At 51.0% G+C, this 16854-nt stretch carries 16 protein-coding genes; 4 read left to right on the top strand and 12 right to left on the bottom strand.

Going from position 1 to position 16854, the window contains the following annotated elements; translation table 11 throughout:
• Position 1 precedes the first annotated feature (1 nt).
• Positions 2–913 carry an N-acetylglucosamine kinase gene (nagK, locus tag BGE37_RS06980; RefSeq protein ID WP_105277130.1) on the top strand — a complete coding sequence of 304 codons (912 nt, stop codon included), beginning with the start codon at positions 2–4 and terminating at the stop codon, positions 911–913.
• A gap of 15 nt (positions 914–928) precedes the next feature.
• Positions 929–1750 carry a Sir2 family NAD+-dependent deacetylase gene (gene cobB, locus BGE37_RS06985; protein ID WP_105277131.1) on the top strand — a complete coding sequence of 274 codons (822 nt, stop codon included), beginning with the start codon at positions 929–931 and terminating at the stop codon, positions 1748–1750.
• A 212-nt stretch (positions 1751–1962) separates the two neighbouring features.
• Here cobB and potD read toward each other — a convergent pair whose 3' ends face one another.
• The 4 genes from potD to potA are packed head-to-tail and all read right to left on the bottom strand — an operon-like array spanning position 1963 to position 5774.
• On the bottom strand, positions 1963–3009 hold the full coding sequence (potD, locus tag BGE37_RS06990; protein ID WP_000759307.1) for a spermidine/putrescine ABC transporter substrate-binding protein PotD: 1047 nt from the start codon (positions 3007–3009) through the stop codon (positions 1963–1965).
• Positions 3006–3800 carry a spermidine/putrescine ABC transporter permease PotC gene (potC, locus tag BGE37_RS06995; protein ID WP_000580316.1) on the bottom strand — a complete coding sequence of 265 codons (795 nt, stop codon included), beginning with the start codon at positions 3798–3800 and terminating at the stop codon, positions 3006–3008. Before potC ends, potD begins: the two co-directional genes overlap by 4 nt.
• A complete protein-coding gene (gene potB, locus BGE37_RS07000) occupies positions 3797–4654 on the bottom strand; it encodes a spermidine/putrescine ABC transporter permease PotB (RefSeq protein ID WP_000799396.1) in 858 nt (285 codons plus the stop codon). Before potB ends, potC begins: the two co-directional genes overlap by 4 nt.
• The gene (gene potA, locus BGE37_RS07005; protein ID WP_042003470.1) at positions 4638–5774 is read right to left on the bottom strand and encodes a spermidine/putrescine ABC transporter ATP-binding protein PotA; all 1137 of its coding nucleotides are present in this window, start codon (positions 5772–5774) and stop codon (positions 4638–4640) included. Before potA ends, potB begins: the two co-directional genes overlap by 17 nt.
• Before the next feature lie 249 nt (positions 5775–6023).
• On the opposite strand from potA, the gene pepT reads away from it, so the two are divergent.
• A complete protein-coding gene (gene pepT, locus BGE37_RS07015; RefSeq protein ID WP_000359451.1) occupies positions 6024–7250 on the top strand; it encodes a peptidase T in 1227 nt (408 codons plus the stop codon).
• Between the two features lie 47 nt (positions 7251–7297).
• Here the strand turns inward: pepT and roxA are convergent, their stop codons facing one another.
• From roxA to rluE, 8 genes are all read right to left on the bottom strand, one after another.
• Positions 7298–8419, bottom strand: coding sequence for a [50S ribosomal protein L16]-arginine 3-hydroxylase (gene roxA / locus BGE37_RS07020; protein ID WP_001353283.1), 1122 nt, complete (start codon positions 8417–8419; stop codon positions 7298–7300).
• A gap of 75 nt (positions 8420–8494) precedes the next feature.
• Positions 8495–9955 carry a two-component system sensor histidine kinase PhoQ gene (gene phoQ, locus BGE37_RS07025; protein WP_000735412.1) on the bottom strand — a complete coding sequence of 487 codons (1461 nt, stop codon included), beginning with the start codon at positions 9953–9955 and terminating at the stop codon, positions 8495–8497.
• Complete coding sequence (gene phoP / locus BGE37_RS07030; protein ID WP_001265481.1) at positions 9955–10626, bottom strand: two-component system response regulator PhoP; 672 nt, start codon at positions 10624–10626, stop codon at positions 9955–9957. Before phoP ends, phoQ begins: the two co-directional genes overlap by 1 nt.
• A gap of 168 nt (positions 10627–10794) precedes the next feature.
• The gene (gene purB, locus BGE37_RS07035; protein ID WP_050876101.1) at positions 10795–12165 is read right to left on the bottom strand and encodes an adenylosuccinate lyase; all 1371 of its coding nucleotides are present in this window, start codon (positions 12163–12165) and stop codon (positions 10795–10797) included.
• Positions 12166–12168: 3 nt separating this feature from the next.
• Complete coding sequence (gene hflD / locus BGE37_RS07040) at positions 12169–12810, bottom strand: high frequency lysogenization protein HflD (protein WP_001297479.1); 642 nt, start codon at positions 12808–12810, stop codon at positions 12169–12171.
• A 35-nt stretch (positions 12811–12845) separates the two neighbouring features.
• Positions 12846–13952, bottom strand: coding sequence for a tRNA 2-thiouridine(34) synthase MnmA (gene mnmA / locus BGE37_RS07045; protein ID WP_001353282.1), 1107 nt, complete (start codon positions 13950–13952; stop codon positions 12846–12848).
• A gap of 53 nt (positions 13953–14005) precedes the next feature.
• Positions 14006–14467, bottom strand: a complete 462-nt coding sequence (gene nudJ, locus BGE37_RS07050; protein ID WP_000476093.1) for a phosphatase NudJ — start codon at positions 14465–14467, stop codon at positions 14006–14008.
• Between the two features lie 9 nt (positions 14468–14476).
• Positions 14477–15130 carry a 23S rRNA pseudouridine(2457) synthase RluE gene (gene rluE / locus BGE37_RS07055; protein WP_105287900.1) on the bottom strand — a complete coding sequence of 218 codons (654 nt, stop codon included), beginning with the start codon at positions 15128–15130 and terminating at the stop codon, positions 14477–14479.
• Positions 15131–15301: 171 nt separating this feature from the next.
• On the opposite strand from rluE, the gene icd reads away from it, so the two are divergent.
• On the top strand, positions 15302–16552 hold the full coding sequence (gene icd, locus BGE37_RS07060; RefSeq protein WP_000444487.1) for an NADP-dependent isocitrate dehydrogenase: 1251 nt from the start codon (positions 15302–15304) through the stop codon (positions 16550–16552).
• The last annotated feature ends 302 nt before the right edge of the window (positions 16553–16854 follow it).

The raw sequence follows: 16854 nt of genomic DNA on the forward strand, positions 1-16854 counted from the left end.
AATGTATTACGGGTTTGATATTGGTGGAACAAAAATTGCGCTTGGCGTGTTTGATAGCGGTCGGCAGTTGCAGTGGGAAAAGCGGGTGCCGACACCGCGTGACAGCTATGACGCATTTTTAGATGCAGTGTGCGAGCTGGTAGCCGAAGCTGACCAACGTTTTGGCTGTAAAGGTTCTGTCGGCATCGGTATTCCGGGAATGCCGGAAACAGAAGATGGTACGCTGTATGCCGCCAATGTCCCCGCTGCCAGCGGTAAATCGCTGCGTGCAGATCTGAGCGCACGTCTTGATCGCGATGTCCGCCTTGATAACGATGCCAACTGTTTTGCCCTTTCAGAAGCCTGGGATGATGAATTTACTCAATATCCACTGGTGATGGGGTTGATTCTCGGCACCGGCGTTGGCGGCGGGCTGATTTTCAACGGTAAACCAATTACCGGTAAAAGCTATATTACCGGCGAGTTTGGCCATATGCGTCTGCCGGTTGATGCGTTAACCATGATGGGGCTGGATTTCCCGTTACGCCGCTGCGGCTGTGGTCAGCATGGCTGCATTGAAAATTATCTGTCTGGTCGCGGTTTTGCGTGGCTGTATCAACACTATTATCATCAACCGTTGCAGGCTCCCGAAATTATTGCGCTTTATGATCAAGGCGATGAGCAGGCAAGGGCGCACGTTGAGCGTTATCTGGATTTATTAGCGGTTTGTCTGGGAAATATCCTGACCATTGTTGACCCTGACCTGGTCGTCATTGGTGGTGGCTTATCGAATTTCCCGGCAATCACAACGCAACTGGCGGACAGGCTGCCTCGTCATCTCTTACCTGTAGCTCGTGTTCCGCGCATTGAACGCGCGCGCCACGGTGATGCGGGAGGAATGCGTGGTGCGGCTTTCCTACATCTAACCGAGTAAACAACAGAGGTTGCTATGCTGTCGCGTCGGGGTCATCGGTTAAGTCGTTTTCGTAAAAATAAACGCCGCCTGCGCGAGCGTTTGCGTCAGCGTATTTTTTTCAGAGATAAAGTGGTGCCGGAAGCAATGGAAAAACCAAGAGTACTCGTACTGACTGGGGCAGGTATTTCTGCGGAATCAGGTATTCGTACCTTTCGCGCCGCAGATGGCCTGTGGGAAGAACATCGGGTTGAAGATGTGGCAACGCCGGAAGGTTTCGATCGCGATCCTGAACTGGTACAAGCGTTTTATAACGCCCGCCGTCGACAGCTGCAGCAGCCAGAAATTCAGCCTAACGCCGCGCATCTTGCGCTGGCTAAACTGCAAGATGCTCTCGGCGATCGCTTTTTGCTGGTGACGCAGAATATCGACAATCTGCACGAACGCGCAGGTAATACCAATGTGATTCATATGCATGGGGAATTGCTGAAAGTACGTTGTTCGCAAAGTGGTCAGATTCTCGACTGGACCGGAGACGTTACGTCAGACGATAAATGCCATTGTTGCCAGTTCCCGGCACCCTTGCGCCCGCACGTCGTTTGGTTTGGCGAAATGCCACTCGGCATGGATGAAATTTATATGGCGTTGTCGATGGCCGATATTTTCATTGCCATTGGTACATCAGGGCATGTTTATCCGGCGGCTGGGTTTGTTCACGAAGCGAAACTGCATGGTGCGCACACTGTCGAACTCAATCTTGAACCGAGTCAGGTCGGTAATGAATTTGCCGAGAAATATTACGGCCCGGCAAGCCAGGTGGTACCAGAGTTTGTTGAGAAATTGCTGAAAGGATTATAAATCAGGAGTAATGGCCTGATGCGCTACGCTTATCAGGCCTGCGATGGGGCGCAATGAATTGAATTTCCGGGTGTCGTAGACCAGAGAAGGCGTTGACGCCGCATCTGGCATATTTACTGCCTCTTTTAGCGTTTACTCGTCCATAACAGCAACATTAGCCACATCCTTGCTAAATAAAAAACGGGCGGTAATACCACCGCCCGCTTGCTGAATTAACGTCCTGCTTTCAGCTTCTGATAATACTCTTCATAAATGCTGCTGGCTGCGCCAACGTCATTCTGCCATTCGCCATTTTTAATGGTTTCAGCATCCGGGTAGAGCGTTTTATCGTTCGCTATTTCCGGGCTTAACAGCTTACGCGCGGCGAGGTTTGGCGTTGGATAACCGATAGTTTCAGCAACCTGTTTTGCCACATCCGGGCGCAGCAGGAAGTTAATCAATTTCAGCGCGCCTTCTTTGTTTTTGGCATTTGCCGGAATTGCCAGACTGTCCATCCAGAAAATGCCGCCTTCTTTCGGCCACACCACGTCAATTGGCGTACCCGCCTGGCGTGCAACGAAAGCAGAACCGTTCCAGATCATGCCGAGGTTAACTTCGCCTTCCATATACGGGTTAGCTGGGTTATCGGAGTTAAACGCCGCGACGTTTGGCATCAGTTTTTTCAGCTCGTTGTATGCAGCTTCAATCTCTTTCGGATCGGTGGTGTTACCGGAGTAGCCCAGCTTACGCAGCGCCATCTGGAACACTTCACGGGCATCGTCGGTCAGCAGCAGGCTGCCTTTGTACTCAGGTTTCCACAGATCGGCCCAGCTGGTGACAGATTTCGGATCCACCGCATCACCGTTAACGCCAATCGCCGTCGCACCCCAGATATACGGAATGGAATAGTCGTTATTCGGGTCAAACGGCTTGTTGAGCATGTCTGGATCGAGGTTGCTGAAATTGCTTAACTTCGACTTGTCGATCTTCTGGATCATCCCTTCTTTACGCATTTTATCGACGTAATAGGTTGAAGGAACCACCAGGTCATAGGCACCGTCTTTGTACGTTTTCAGCTTCGCGTACATGGTTTCGTTCGACTCGTAAGTCGAATAGATAACCTTAATACCTGTTTCTTTGGTGAACTGTTCAAGCAGTCCTGGCGGCACGTACTCGGTCCAGTTGTAGAAATACAGCGTGTTGTTGTCATCGGCGTGAGCGGCGCTCATGCCCAGTGCCAGAGCACCCGCCGCGAGCAGGTGGCGTGACCATTTTTTCATTTAACGTCCCCTGTGTTACCTTTCGTTTTATCACGAGCAATAAGCTGGCTGGCAATTACCATCACCAGCGACAGCACCAGTAATATGGTTGCCAGCGCGTTAACTTCCGGCGATACGCCGACTTTGACCATCGAATAAATTTTTAACGGCAGAATTTCATAACTCGGCCCGGTGACAAACGAAGAAACCACCACGTCGTCCATCGACAGGGTAAAGCTTAACACCCAGCCCGCCGCTACCGCTGGCATTGCCAGTGGCAGAATGATTTTTCGCAGAATGGTAAATTCGCTGGCACCGAGATCTTTCGCCGCTTCCAGCATTCGCACATCAAAACCTTTCAGGCGCGAATACACCGTCACCACCACAAACGGCAGGCAAAAGGTGATATGCGAGAACAGCAGCGACCAGAAGCCAAGCTGAATACCCAGCAGCATAAACAGCACCAGCAGCGAAATCGCCATTACGATATCTGGTGACATCATCACCACAAACAGCATTCCGCTAACGAACGGCTTACCACGAAAGCGATAACGGTACAACGCAACTGCCGTCAGTGAACCGATAAGCGTAGCAAACGTCGCCGAAAACACCGCCATCGTCAGTGAATGCTGAGCTGCCTGCAACAGACTGTCGTTGTTCATCAGCAGGCTATACCATTTGGTGGTAAAACCCTGCCAGTTGATGCCAAAGCGCGAGCTGTTGAAAGAGTTCACAATCAAAATAATGATTGGGATATACAGGTACGCGTAGATAGCGGTCATAAAACCGCCGCGAAGCAGTCGACCGATCATTCGAGTTCCACCTTCTTATTCAGCAAACGAGAAGCGCGCCAGTAAACCAGCAACATCAGGCCCATTACGATAGTCAGCGTAATGCTGGTGGCAGCACCAAACGGCCAGTCACGAATATTGAGGAACTGGACCTTGATGACGTTACCAATCAGCAGGTTTTTCGCACCGCCCATCAGGTCAGACACGTAGAACAGGCCCATCGCTGGCAGCATCACCAGCAGACATCCGGCAATAATTCCCGGCATCGTCAGTGGGATAATGATGCGGATAAAGGTCTGCAACTTGCTGGCACCGAGATCGCGCGCCGCCTCCAGCAACGGCTTATCCAGTTTTTCGATACTGGAGTACAGCGGCATCACCATAAACGGCAGCAGAATGTAAACCAGACCGATAATCACCGCACTGGGTGTGAACATAATGCGAATTGGTGTATCGATAATACCCAACCAGAGCAAAAACTCGTTGAGATAGCCTTTGGTACTGAGGAAAATTTTCAGCCCATAGATACGAATCAATGAGTTGGTCCAGAACGGAACAATCAGCAGAAACAGCAGCAGCGGACGCACCTTGTGTGGCAGCTTCGCCAGAAACCAGGCAAAAGGATAGCCCAGCACCAGGCAGGCGAGGGTGGCGATCAGCGCCATATTCAGCGAGTGCAATAGCACTTCAAAATAAAGCGGATCGAGCAGACGCGTGTAGTTATCCAGCGTAAAGACCATTTTGACGAAACTGGCGTCGTCGCGGGTCAAAAAGCTGGTGCCAATGATCATCAGGTTGGGCAGAAAGACAAACAACACAAGCCAACCGACAATAGTGACAATCACTACATTCTGGAACTTACTTGTGTTCTTCATCAGCCAGTACGACCTCCCAGCTTTCTACCCAATTAATGGCCATTTTTTGGTCGAGAGAGTGGTCAAAGTCAGGATCGTCTTCATTGAAGAATTCGCTGACCATCACCATCTTGCCATTTTCCAGTTCAACAACCGACTCCAGCGTCATGCCTTTGTAGTTACGCTCGCGAACGTAACCAATCAGCCCTTCAGCGTGGTTGTCGTCGTTAATCTCTTCAACACGTAAGTCTTCCGGGCGCAGCAGAACATGCAGTTTTTGCCCCGGTTCAACGCCGAAGTTAACGTAGATATTACACTCGCGGCCTTCAACGTTGGCGCGTACGCGCTGCTCGTCGAGACGTTCGATGACCGTGGCATTAAACATATTGATTTCACCGATAAACCCAGCAACAAACAGGTTTTTCGGCTCTTCGTAGATTTCACGCGGCGTGCCGTCTTGCTCAATGCGACCATCGCGCATCACCACAATCCTGTCCGACATGGTGAGTGCTTCTTCCTGGTCGTGAGTCACGAAGACGAATGTAATGCCAAGCTTACGCTGTAGCGCTTTCAGCTCGTTCTGCATCTGTTTACGCAGTTTGTAATCCAGCGCTGAGAGCGACTCATCCAGCAACAACAGACGAGGCTTGTTAACCACCGCGCGAGCAATGGCGACGCGTTGCTGTTGACCACCAGAAAGCTGATGCGGTTTACGTTGAGCGAAGGTTTCCAGCTGCACCATCCGCAGGGCTTCCATCACGCGGGGCGTAATTTCAGCAGCGGGGGTTTTTTGCATGCGCAACCCAAAGGCCACATTTTCGAACACGGTCATGTGGGGGAAAAGTGCGTAGCTTTGGAAAACAGTGTTCACATAGCGGTTTTCCGCCGGAACATGGGTGATGTCCTCGTTATCCAGCATGATGCGTCCGGAATCAACAGTTTCCAGACCGGCAATCAGGCGAAGAACGGTTGTTTTACCGCAGCCAGAAGGGCCAAGCAGCGTGAGGAACTCGCCATTATTAATAGTGAGATCAAGCTGGGGAATGACCTCTTTACCATCAAAGCATTTGCGAATTCCCGCCAATTGCACCAGCGGTGAAAGCGAACTCGATTGTTTATTCAATTTTTTACTCTGTCCCATGTAAACGCAACGGATGGCTTACCGATGCGGGGTTTGTGGTTAACCACCTTGGTGACTCTTAATGAGGGCGGTAATTCTACGGCAAACCGCTTGAATCGCCAATCTTTGTTGTGAATTACTGGCTTAGCTTTATATTCATTAAGGTAATGCTGATAAATATTCCCGCTTGCAGGGCTAAAAGTGACCTGACGCAATATTTGTCTTTTCTTGCTTCTTAATAATGTTGTCACAAAAAGTGAGGGTGACTACATGGATAAACTACTTGAGCGATTTTTGAACTACGTGTCTCTGGATACCCAATCAAAAGCCGGGGTGAGACAGGTTCCCAGCACGGAAGGCCAATGGAAGTTATTGCATCTGCTGAAAGAGCAGCTCGAAGAGATGGGGCTTATCAATGTGACCTTAAGTGAGAAGGGCACGTTGATGGCGACGTTACCGGCTAACGTCCCTGGCGATATCCCCGCGATTGGCTTTATTTCTCATGTGGATACCTCACCGGATTGCAGCGGCAAAAATGTGAATCCGCAAATCGTTGAAAACTATCGCGGTGGCGATATTGCGCTGGGTATCGGCGATGAAGTTTTATCACCGGTTATGTTCCCGGTGCTGCATCAGCTACTGGGTCAGACGCTGATTACCACCGATGGTAAAACCTTGTTAGGTGCCGATGATAAAGCTGGTATTGCAGAAATCATGACCGCGCTGGCGGTATTACAACAAAAAAACATTCCGCATGGTGATATTCGTGTCGCCTTTACCCCGGATGAAGAAGTGGGCAAAGGGGCGAAACATTTTGATGTTGACGCCTTCGATGCCCGCTGGGCTTACACCGTTGATGGTGGTGGCGTAGGCGAACTGGAGTTTGAAAACTTCAACGCCGCGTCGGTCAATATCAAAATTGTCGGTAACAATGTTCACCCGGGCACGGCGAAAGGAGTGATGGTAAATGCGCTTTCGCTGGCGGCACGTATTCATGCGGAAGTTCCGGCAAATGAAAGCCCGGAAATGACAGAAGGCTATGAAGGTTTCTATCACCTGGCGAGCATGAAAGGCACCGTTGAACGGGCCGATATGCACTACATCATTCGTGATTTCGACCGTAAACAGTTTGAAGCGCGTAAACGTAAAATGATGGAGATCGCCAAAAAAGTGGGCAAAGGGTTACATCCTGATTGCTACATTGAACTGGTGATTGAAGACAGTTACTACAATATGCGCGAGAAAGTGGTTGAGCATCCGCATATTCTCGATATCGCTCAGCAGGCGATGCGTGACTGCGATATTGAGCCGGAACTGAAACCGATCCGCGGTGGTACCGACGGCGCGCAGTTGTCGTTTATGGGATTACCGTGTCCGAACCTGTTCACTGGCGGTTACAACTACCATGGTAAGCATGAATTTGTGACTCTGGAAGGTATGGAAAAAGCGGTGCAGGTGATCGTCCGTATTGCCGAGTTAACGGCGCAACGGAAGTAGCGAAAAGGGATGCGGCATGTGATGCCGCATCCAGCTTAACTTCAAACTTACCCTTCGAAGAACCAATACCCGCTATTGACCAGCGCCGCGAGCATCGCGAGGAATGACGGATCTTCCAGCGCATCGCCAAAATTCTCCGCGGTCAGCGCAATGTTGCTGGCGAGCGCATCCAGTGCCGGACGGTGCGGGGAATCGATCTTCTCACCATTGGCATACACGTCGTCGCCAATGCGCAATACGCGCAGACCACCCAGACGCACCAGCACATCACCTTGTTTCAGCGCATCGTAGATTTCATCCGGCTGATAAGGCGGCTCTGGCGGCGCGATATCCAGTTCATGACGTGACTGGGATATAAACTCGCCAAACCATTGCTTAAAGTGTTCCGGCTGGTTGATCAATTCGAGCATCATCTCACGCAGTTTATCCATCTCTTGCGGCAGAACGTCCGCAGGATGAGCGCGAGGTGGAACATCAGGATCGCTGTAGTAGTTGCCGCCCAGTTCACGTTGCAGCACATAATCGGCAAATCCGCTAATCAGTTCCCGCGTATTTGGCGCGCGAAAACCCACGGAATAGTTCATCGCATTTTCCAGCGCGTAGCCTTCATGGGGGAATCCTGGCGGAATATAAAGAATATCGCCTGGCTCCAGTTCTTCATCAATGATGGCTTCGAACGGATCGACCTGTAACAGATCCGGGTGCGGGCAGTGCTGTTTCATTTGCAGCTTTTCGCCCACTCGCCAGCGACGACGTCCGGTACCCTGAATGATAAACACGTCGTACTGATCGAGATGTGGGCCGACGCCGCCGCCAGGTACGGAAAAAGAGATCATCAGGTCATCAATACGCCAGTCCGGCAGTTCACGGAACGGCCGCATCAGCGAGGCGCTCGGCTCATGCCAGTGGTTCACTGCCTGTACCAGTAACGACCAGTTGGTTTCACCGAGATGATCGTAGCTTTCGAACGGGCCGTGGCTGACCTGCCATTTGCCATCCTGGTGACTGACCAGTCGACTGTCGACTTCGCTTTCCATCGCCAGACCCGCCAACTCGTCTGGAGAGATCGGGTCAATAAAATTATTAAAGCCGCGTTTTAACACCACCGGGCGTTTCTGCCAGTGACGTTCAAGAAAATCGGGCCAGTTAAGAGTGAGTTGGTATTCCATGTTAAGCATCCACAGGCTGGTATCTGCAACCGATTATAACGGATGCTTAACGTAATGCGTGAAGTATGGACATATTTATTCATCTTTCGGCGCAGAATGCTGGCGGCCAAAAATCACCTCCATCCGCGCACCGCCCAGCATGCTCTCTCCGGCGACGATTTTACCCTCATACTGCTCGGTGATTTCGCGGGCTACCGCCAGCCCTACACCTTGCCCAGGGCGTAAAGTATCAACCCGTTGACCACGGTCGAAAATGACCTCTCGCTTGCTTAATGGAATACCGGGGCCATCATCCTCGACCACAATATAGAGATGCTCGTCGGTTTGCCTTGCAGAAATTTCGACAAACTCGAGGCAATATTTACAGGCGTTATCCAGCACGTTGCCCATCACCTCGACAAAATCGTTCTGCTCACCAACAAAGCTGATCTCTGGTGAAATATCGAGAGAGATATTGACCCCTTTGCGTTGATACACTTTGTTCAGCGCCGAGGTGAGATTGTCCAACAGAGGGGCGACCGGATGCAGCTCGCGGCTAAGCAATGTCCCACCGCGCATACTGGCACGATGCAGGTAGTAGCCAATTTGCTGTGAAATGCGGCTGATTTGCTCCAGCATCACCGGCTCAGCATCACTGACGCTCATCTTCTCACTACGCAGAGAACGCAGCGTACTTTGCAGCACCGCCAGTGGCGTTTTCAGACTATGGGTCAGGTCGGTGAGCGTCGTACGATATTTGTCGTAACGTTCGCGTTCACTTTTTAACAGTCGGTTCAGGTTTCGTACCAGACTGGTCAGTTCTCGCGTTGTGGCTGGATTGAGCAATTCGCGGTTATGTTCTTCCAGTTCGCGGACTTCTTTTGCCAGGGCTTCGATGGGGCGTAAACTCCACCAGGCGGCGACCCACAGCAGCGGGATCACTAACAGCAGATTGGCTGAGAGCACATAGATAAACCAGCTCCAGACCATATAGGAACTTTTTAGCTCCACCGGAATGGTATCCACCACCACAATGGTTAACTTTGGCATCCGCGATGTTGCCGGGTAGACGTTTACCGCCACCGAGTGGGTCATCTCCGCGTCGTCATCATCTTCCCGCACTTCCTGCAACTGTTGCTGTATTGAATGATCTCCACTCAGTAACAGGCTGGTGTCGTTAACATCCGCTTCAATTTCATGAAAACCATTCGATTTCAGCCAGTCAGGCTGGATCATTTTCATCAGCCAGGGCACGTCACGTTGCGCCCATAAAAGCTGCCCGTTCTCATCATAAATTAGCGTCATGGTGGGGCTTTGCTTGTCGATATTTTCGGGTAACTCGACATGCAATTTATTATTTTCCCACTTCGCAAGGGTATAGAACAGATTGCTCTCGCCACGTAACAGCCGAAACGTGGTTTTATCGAAACTGACGCTATAACCGATCAGCGCAACCATTCCGTAGGCAAGCGAAAGCACCAATACTACTGCTGCCGTTGCTAACAGAAAACGTACCCGCAGCGAGAGCGGGAAAAAAAGACGCAGTAATTTTTTCATCAGCGCAATTCGAACAGATAGCCCTGGCCGCGAACGGTGGTAATCACTTCTTGCGGATATTGTGCCTGAATTTTTTTGCGCAGACGTCCCATCAGTACATCAATGGTATGGCTTTCCCGCAGCTCCGCATCCGGGTAGAGTTGTAGCATTAACGAATCTTTGCTGACCACTTTGCCATTATTGCGTATCAACGTTTCCATAATGGTGTATTCGAACGCGGTCAGTTTGATCACTTCGTCATTAATAGATAATTCACGGCGGGAGAGATCAACCTGAAACGGTGGTAGCGAAATGACCTGTGAAGCCAGACCGCTATTACGCCGCATTAATGCCTGCATTCGCGCCATCACCTCTTCAATATGAAACGGTTTAGTCACGTAATCATCAGCGCCAGCACTTAATACTTCGACTTTGTCCTGCCAGCTTTCACGGGCGGTTAATACCAGAATCGGCAGTGAAACATCATTGCTACGCCAGCGGCGAATCAGTGACAGACCGTCCTCGTCAGGCAAACCGAGATCGACAATCGCAATATCCGGTAAATGCTCATTGAGATAATAATCGGCTTCTTTGGCATCTTCTGCGTCATCGACCTGATGACCAGCATCCTGAATCTGAACTTTAAGATGGTGACGTAACAACGCATTGTCTTCAACAACCAGTACGCGCATTTTTCATTCTCCCTGTTTTAATTATTAAAATAGTGTAACGCGATTATGTCGTTATGGGGGTAAACATTAAATAAACCAGCGGGGAGGGGAGGTAAAGTGAAAAAATAAAAAGCGGATAATCTTAATAAGCAGGCCGGACAGCATCGCCATCCGGCACTGATTTGAGGCTTATTTCAGCTCATCAACCATGGTGATGGCGCGGCCAATGTAGTTTGCCGGCGTCATCGCTTTCAGGCGGGCTTTTTCTTCTTCTGGCAGTGCCAGACCGTCGATAAATTGCTTCATGCCTTCGGCGTCAACGCGCTTACCGCGAGTCAGCTCTTTCAGCTTTTCGTACGGTTTTTCGATGCCATAGCGACGCATAACTGTCTGGATTGGCTCAGCCAGCACTTCCCAGTTGTGATCCAGCTCATCCAGCAGATGGTCACGGTTCACTTCCAGTTTGCTCACGCCTTTCAGGGTGGATTGATACGCAATCAGCGCATAACCGATACCCACGCCGAGGTTACGCAGCACGGTGGAGTCGGTCAGGTCACGCTGCCAGCGGGAAACTGGCAGTTTGCTTGCCAGGTGCTGCAATACCGCGTTGGAAAGTCCCAGATTCCCTTCGGAGTTTTCGAAGTCAATCGGGTTAACTTTATGCGGCATGGTGGAAGAACCAATCTCACCAGCAATGGTTTTCTGTTTGAAGTGGTTAAGGGCGATATAACCCCAGACGTCACGGTCAAAGTCGATCAGAATGGTGTTGAAACGCGCAACGCAATCAAACAGTTCGGCAATATAGTCGTGTGGTTCGATCTGGGTGGTGTACGGGTTCCACTGAATACCCAGCGAGGTGACGAACTCTTCGCTGAACTGATGCCAGTCAACTACCGGGTAAGCCGCGATGTGGGCATTATAGTTGCCGACAGCGCCGTTGATTTTGCCGAGGATCTCCACCTGATTAAGCTGGCGGTACTGGCGCTCCATACGGTAGGCGACGTTAGCCATCTCTTTACCGATGGTTGACGGCGTGGCTGGCTGACCGTGGGTACGAGACAGCAACGGGATATCGCGATACTGAACGGCGAGATCTTTAATGCCATCAATCAGTTGACGCCAGTACGGCAGGATCACTTCGTCACGCGCGGTTTTCAGCATCAACGCGTGGGAGAGGTTATTGATATCTTCCGAAGTACAGGCAAAGTGGATGAATTCAGAAACCGCGTGCAGTTCCGGGATCTCCGCCACTTTTTCTTTCAGGAAATACTCAACCGCTTTAACGTCGTGGTTAGTCGTACGCTCGATGGTTTTGATGCGTGCTGCATCTTCTTCGCTGAAACTGGCGACAATTGCATCAAGGTAACCGATTGCGTCGGCAGCAAAAGCAGGAACTTCCTTGATCGCTGCGTGCGCGGCCAGTTTTTGCAGCCAACGTACTTCAACTTGTACACGGAATTTCAGCAAACCATATTCGCTGAAAATCCCGCGCAGCGCGCTGACTTTATCGCCGTAGCGTCCATCGACAGGGGAAACGGCGGTCAGTGAGGATAATTCCATAGATCACAACTCCGGGGTTAAATGAGCAAGAATTTGTTTTGCCTGAGTGGTCAGGCGATTACGAGAAAACATCAGTTGTAGACGTCCGCCGCCGACCTGGTGCCAGAGCACGGCGGCGCGAATGCCTGCCAGCAGGGTGGCGCGGACTTTCGCCTGCACCTGTGGGCTTTGCAGTACAGCAGGGGAACCGGTGACCTGAATGCGCGGGCCTAGCGGGCTGATAACATCAACATAGATGGCGGCCATCGCGCTCATCAGCGTTTCGGACTGTAAATCGAAGTGTTCGAGCTGTCGTTGCAGGCCGTTGATCCGGTTGCCCAGAGTGTCGAGCGCGCCTTTCGCTGAGGAGAGTTTGCGCTCAAGCACCATCAGGCTAAGGGTGTAGCGGGTTAACTCAGCGTTTAAGCCCTGGCGACTGCTGGCGTTGAGCACGCCGAGCAAGGTTTCCAGCCCGACGCGCAGGTTGGCTTCGCTACCGCCAAAAACCGCCAGCGTCGAGCTGGGGTTCATATCAATAATACTGTTGAGTGAGACGTGTAGCGCATCGGCATCACAATGCCCCTGGTGAGCGAGTTGTTGCACCAGGCGTGCCGACTGACAAATTCCGGCCAGGGCGAGGGTGATGTCATAGTAATTCTTTGCCACGTTCACTGCTTCCTTGTTGTAATTAAAGACAATAATCAGACCGGCAGCGGCAGACGCTGCTCAATAATACCGCCACCGAGGCACACTTCACCGTTATAGAAGACGGCAGACTGGCCCGGCGTCACGGCGGCAACCGGCTCATCAAAAATCACTTCAATGCGATCGTCGTCCAGCGCCTTGACGGTGCAAGGGATGTCGGTCTGGCGATAGCGGGTTTTTACCGTGCAACGCATAGTGCCGGTGAAGGGTTCGCGATCGACCCAGTGCAGCTGCTGGGCAATCAGACCGACAGACATCAGACGCGGGTGTTCATGGCCCTGCGCAACAATCAGAATGTTGTTTTCGACGTCTTTATCGACCACATACCACGGTTCTTCAGTGCCTTCTTTGGTGCCACCGATACCCAGACCTTTACGCTGACCGAGGGTGTGATACATCAGCCCCTGGTGCTCGCCAATTTCATCGCCGTCAACGGTAATGATTTTGCCCGGTTGCGCCGGGAGATAACGGCCCAGGAACTCGCGGAATTTACGCTCGCCAATAAAGCAGATCCCGGTAGAGTCTTTTTTCTTCGCGGTAACCAGACCGAGATCTTCAGCAATCTTGCGCACCTGCGGCTTTTCCAGTTCGCCGACCGGGAACAGGCTTTGCGCAATCTGCTCATGGCTGAGCGTATAAAGGAAGTAGCTCTGGTCTTTATTGCTATCCAGACCACGCAGCAGGCGGCTTTTGCCATCGACATCGGCACGACGAACGTAATGACCGGTAGCGATATAATCGGCACCTAAATCTTCGGCGGCAAATTCGAGGAACGCTTTAAATTTGATCTCTTTGTTGCACAGAATATCCGGGTTTGGCGTGCGACCGGCTTTATATTCGGCAAGGAACAGTTCGAAGACGTTGTCCCAGTACTCGGCAGCAAAGTTAACGGTGTGCAGTTCAATGCCGAGCTTATCGCAGACAGCCTGGGCATCAGCCAGATCCGCTGCCGCCGTGCAATATTCCTCACCGTCGTCTTCTTCCCAGTTCTTCATAAACAGGCCTTCGACCTGATATCCCTGTTGTTGCAACAGCCAGGCAGAAACGGAGGAATCGACACCGCCGGACATGCCGACGATTACTTTTTTTGCGGTTTCAGACATTGGATCACTCACGACATTGAACTTCAAGGCGGCGTATTCTATCACGCAGCCTTTTAGATGACACCCTTTGTAAAAGGCCAGTTAAAATCGCCAATCATCTCCAGCGGATAGCGTTGCCCACTTTGATAACAACGAATACTTTCCGCCACCAGCGGCGAGCGCAGATTTGACGCCTGTAAAATCTCTTCGGCGCTGACCCAACGGCAGCAGTCGATATCGCTGTCATGGGGCTGGGTTGGACATATTTGCTCAAGCTCAATGGCAAACAGGAAGCGCAAAAACGGCGTTTTATCCGGCGCAATCCACTGATGCATGCGGATAAAATGTTGCGGTTGCGCGCTGATGCCCGTCTCTTCCCACAGCTCACGGGCGGCGGCTTCCACTAAGGTTTCATCGGCTTCCAGGTGCCCGGCAGGTTGGTTCCATAACGCTTTACCATTAATCGTCTCTTCAACGACTAAAAATTTGCCTTCTGCGTGCACCACGCAAGCAACGGTAACGTGCGGTTTAAACATTTTGCATCCTTAATCTGTCGCGTCTCGCCATTCGCCATTGGCAAGATTATCCAAAGAGTAATCCCCCATCGCATAGCGAATCAGTCGCAGCGTGGGGAAACCAACATGGGCGGTCATGCGGCGCACCTGGCGATTACGTCCTTCATATAAGGTGATCTTAAGCCAGCTGGTGGGAATACTTTTTCGTTCACGAATTGGCGGATTACGGGGCCATAACCATTCCGGCTCCTCAACCATCTCCGCACCTGCGGGCAGGGTAGGGCCATCATTTAAGGTTACGCCATTGCGCAACGCTTCAAGGGCGTCTTCCGTGGGAATACCTTCTACCTGTACATAATAGATTTTCCCGGTACGTTTACCCGGCTGGGTTAAACGCGCCTGCAAAGCGCCGTTATTGGTCAGCACCAGTAACCCTTCGCTGTCGCGGTCGAGACGACCTGCCGCATACACCCCCTGAATCGGGATGAATTCTTTTAATGTTTTGCGTCCGGCTTCATCGGTGAACTGCGGAAGAACATCGTAGGGTTTATTGAACAGGATCACACGCGTGGGCTGGTTTTCAGGTTTTCGCCTGGTAGAACGTTGCGAGCTGAATCGCTTAACCTGGTGATTTCTAAAAGAAGTTTTTTGCATGGTATTTTCAGAGATTATGAAGTGCCGCATTATAGCCTAATAACGCGCATCTTTCATGACGGCAAACAATAGGGTAGTATTGACAAGCCAATTACAAATCATTAACAAAAAATTGCTCTAACGCATCCGTATCGCAGGACGCAAACGCATATGCAACGTGGTGGCAGACGAGCAAACCAGTAGCGCTCGAAGGAGAGGTGAATGGAAAGTAAAGTAGTTGTTCCGGCACAAGGCAAGAAGATCACCCTGCAAAACGGCAAACTCAACGTTCCTGAAAATCCGATTATCCCTTACATTGAAGGTGATGGAATCGGTGTAGATGTAACCCCAGCCATGCTGAAAGTGGTCGACGCTGCAGTCGAGAAAGCCTATAAAGGCGAGCGTAAAATCTCCTGGATGGAAATTTACACCGGTGAAAAATCCACACAGGTTTATGGTCAGGACGTCTGGCTGCCTGCTGAAACCCTTGATCTGATTCGTGAATATCGCGTTGCCATTAAAGGCCCTCTGACCACTCCGGTTGGCGGCGGTATTCGTTCTCTCAACGTAGCTCTGCGTCAGGAACTGGATCTCTACATCTGCCTGCGTCCGGTACGTTACTATCAGGGCACCCCAAGCCCGGTTAAACATCCTGAACTGACCGATATGGTTATCTTCCGTGAAAACTCGGAAGACATTTATGCGGGTATCGAATGGAAAGCTGATTCTGCCGACGCTGAGAAAGTGATTAAATTCCTGCGTGAAGAGATGGGCGTGAAGAAAATTCGCTTCCCGGAACATTGCGGTATCGGTATCAAGCCGTGTTCGGAAGAAGGCACCAAACGTCTGGTTCGTGCCGCGATCGAATACGCAATTGCTAACGACCGTGACTCTGTGACCCTGGTGCACAAAGGCAACATCATGAAGTTCACCGAAGGCGCGTTTAAAGACTGGGGTTACCAGCTGGCGCGTGAAGAGTTTGGCGGTGAACTGATCGACGGCGGGCCGTGGCTGAAAGTCAAAAACCCGAACACCGGCAAAGAGATCGTTATTAAAGACGTGATTGCTGACGCATTCCTGCAACAGATCCTGCTGCGTCCGGCTGAATACGACGTTATCGCCTGTATGAACCTCAACGGTGACTACATTTCTGATGCTCTGGCAGCGCAGGTTGGCGGTATCGGTATCGCCCCAGGCGCAAACATCGGTGACGAATGCGCGCTGTTTGAAGCCACCCACGGTACTGCGCCGAAGTATGCTGGTCAGGACAAAGTTAACCCAGGCTCTATCATCCTCTCCGCTGAGATGATGCTGCGCCATATGGGTTGGACTGAAGCGGCTGACCTGATTGTTAAAGGTATGGAAGGCGCAATCAATGCCAAGACCGTAACCTATGACTTCGAACGTCTGATGGAAGGCGCTAAACTGCTGAAATGTTCAGAGTTTGGTGACGCGATCATCAAGAATATGTAATCACTACATGTGTTAAATATTGAAACGGGCGTATAACACGCCCGTTGTTTTTTTGTTAGCCTGCTAACGGTTATTAAAATTTTATCAAAACTCCCCTGCTAGTTTGGGGTAGTGTGGTCTGTCCAATGACTGCTCTACTGCCTAAGTCCCTATTCTCTTTTCTTTTAAACTGCGGTAAAGACCGGAATGCAACGGATCTGTATTAATAAAATAATAATGATCTCCCGTCTGGCGTTTAATGGCACGACGGTTATGCTCCCTGTTTACTGACAGGCCCCGGCGCTGTGCGAGTTAAATAAACA

The organism is Escherichia sp. MOD1-EC6300, from assembly GCF_002965045.1.
Taxonomy (GTDB): Bacteria; Pseudomonadota; Gammaproteobacteria; order Enterobacterales; family Enterobacteriaceae; genus Escherichia; species Escherichia coli_F.

Excerpts from the sequence above, each read along its gene's own strand:
- potB (WP_000799396.1), bottom strand. The coding sequence starts at position 4,654 with ATGAAGAACACAAGTAAGTTCCAGAATGTAGTGATTGTCACTATTGTC.
- nagK (WP_105277130.1), top strand. The coding sequence starts at position 2 with ATGTATTACGGGTTTGATATTGGTGGAACAAAAATTGCGCTTGGCGTG.
- icd (WP_000444487.1), top strand. The coding sequence starts at position 15,302 with ATGGAAAGTAAAGTAGTTGTTCCGGCACAAGGCAAGAAGATCACCCTG.
- cobB (WP_105277131.1), top strand. The coding sequence starts at position 929 with ATGCTGTCGCGTCGGGGTCATCGGTTAAGTCGTTTTCGTAAAAATAAA.
- purB (WP_050876101.1), bottom strand. The coding sequence starts at position 12,165 with ATGGAATTATCCTCACTGACCGCCGTTTCCCCTGTCGATGGACGCTAC.
- potC (WP_000580316.1), bottom strand. The coding sequence starts at position 3,800 with ATGATCGGTCGACTGCTTCGCGGCGGTTTTATGACCGCTATCTACGCG.
- potA (WP_042003470.1), bottom strand. The coding sequence starts at position 5,774 with ATGGGACAGAGTAAAAAATTGAATAAACAATCGAGTTCGCTTTCACCG.
- pepT (WP_000359451.1), top strand. The coding sequence starts at position 6,024 with ATGGATAAACTACTTGAGCGATTTTTGAACTACGTGTCTCTGGATACC.
- phoQ (WP_000735412.1), bottom strand. The coding sequence starts at position 9,955 with ATGAAAAAATTACTGCGTCTTTTTTTCCCGCTCTCGCTGCGGGTACGT.
- potD (WP_000759307.1), bottom strand. The coding sequence starts at position 3,009 with ATGAAAAAATGGTCACGCCACCTGCTCGCGGCGGGTGCTCTGGCACTG.
- mnmA (WP_001353282.1), bottom strand. The coding sequence starts at position 13,952 with ATGTCTGAAACCGCAAAAAAAGTAATCGTCGGCATGTCCGGCGGTGTC.
- rluE (WP_105287900.1), bottom strand. The coding sequence starts at position 15,130 with ATGCGGCACTTCATAATCTCTGAAAATACCATGCAAAAAACTTCTTTT.
- roxA (WP_001353283.1), bottom strand. The coding sequence starts at position 8,419 with ATGGAATACCAACTCACTCTTAACTGGCCCGATTTTCTTGAACGTCAC.
- nudJ (WP_000476093.1), bottom strand. The coding sequence starts at position 14,467 with ATGTTTAAACCGCACGTTACCGTTGCTTGCGTGGTGCACGCAGAAGGC.
- phoP (WP_001265481.1), bottom strand. The coding sequence starts at position 10,626 with ATGCGCGTACTGGTTGTTGAAGACAATGCGTTGTTACGTCACCATCTT.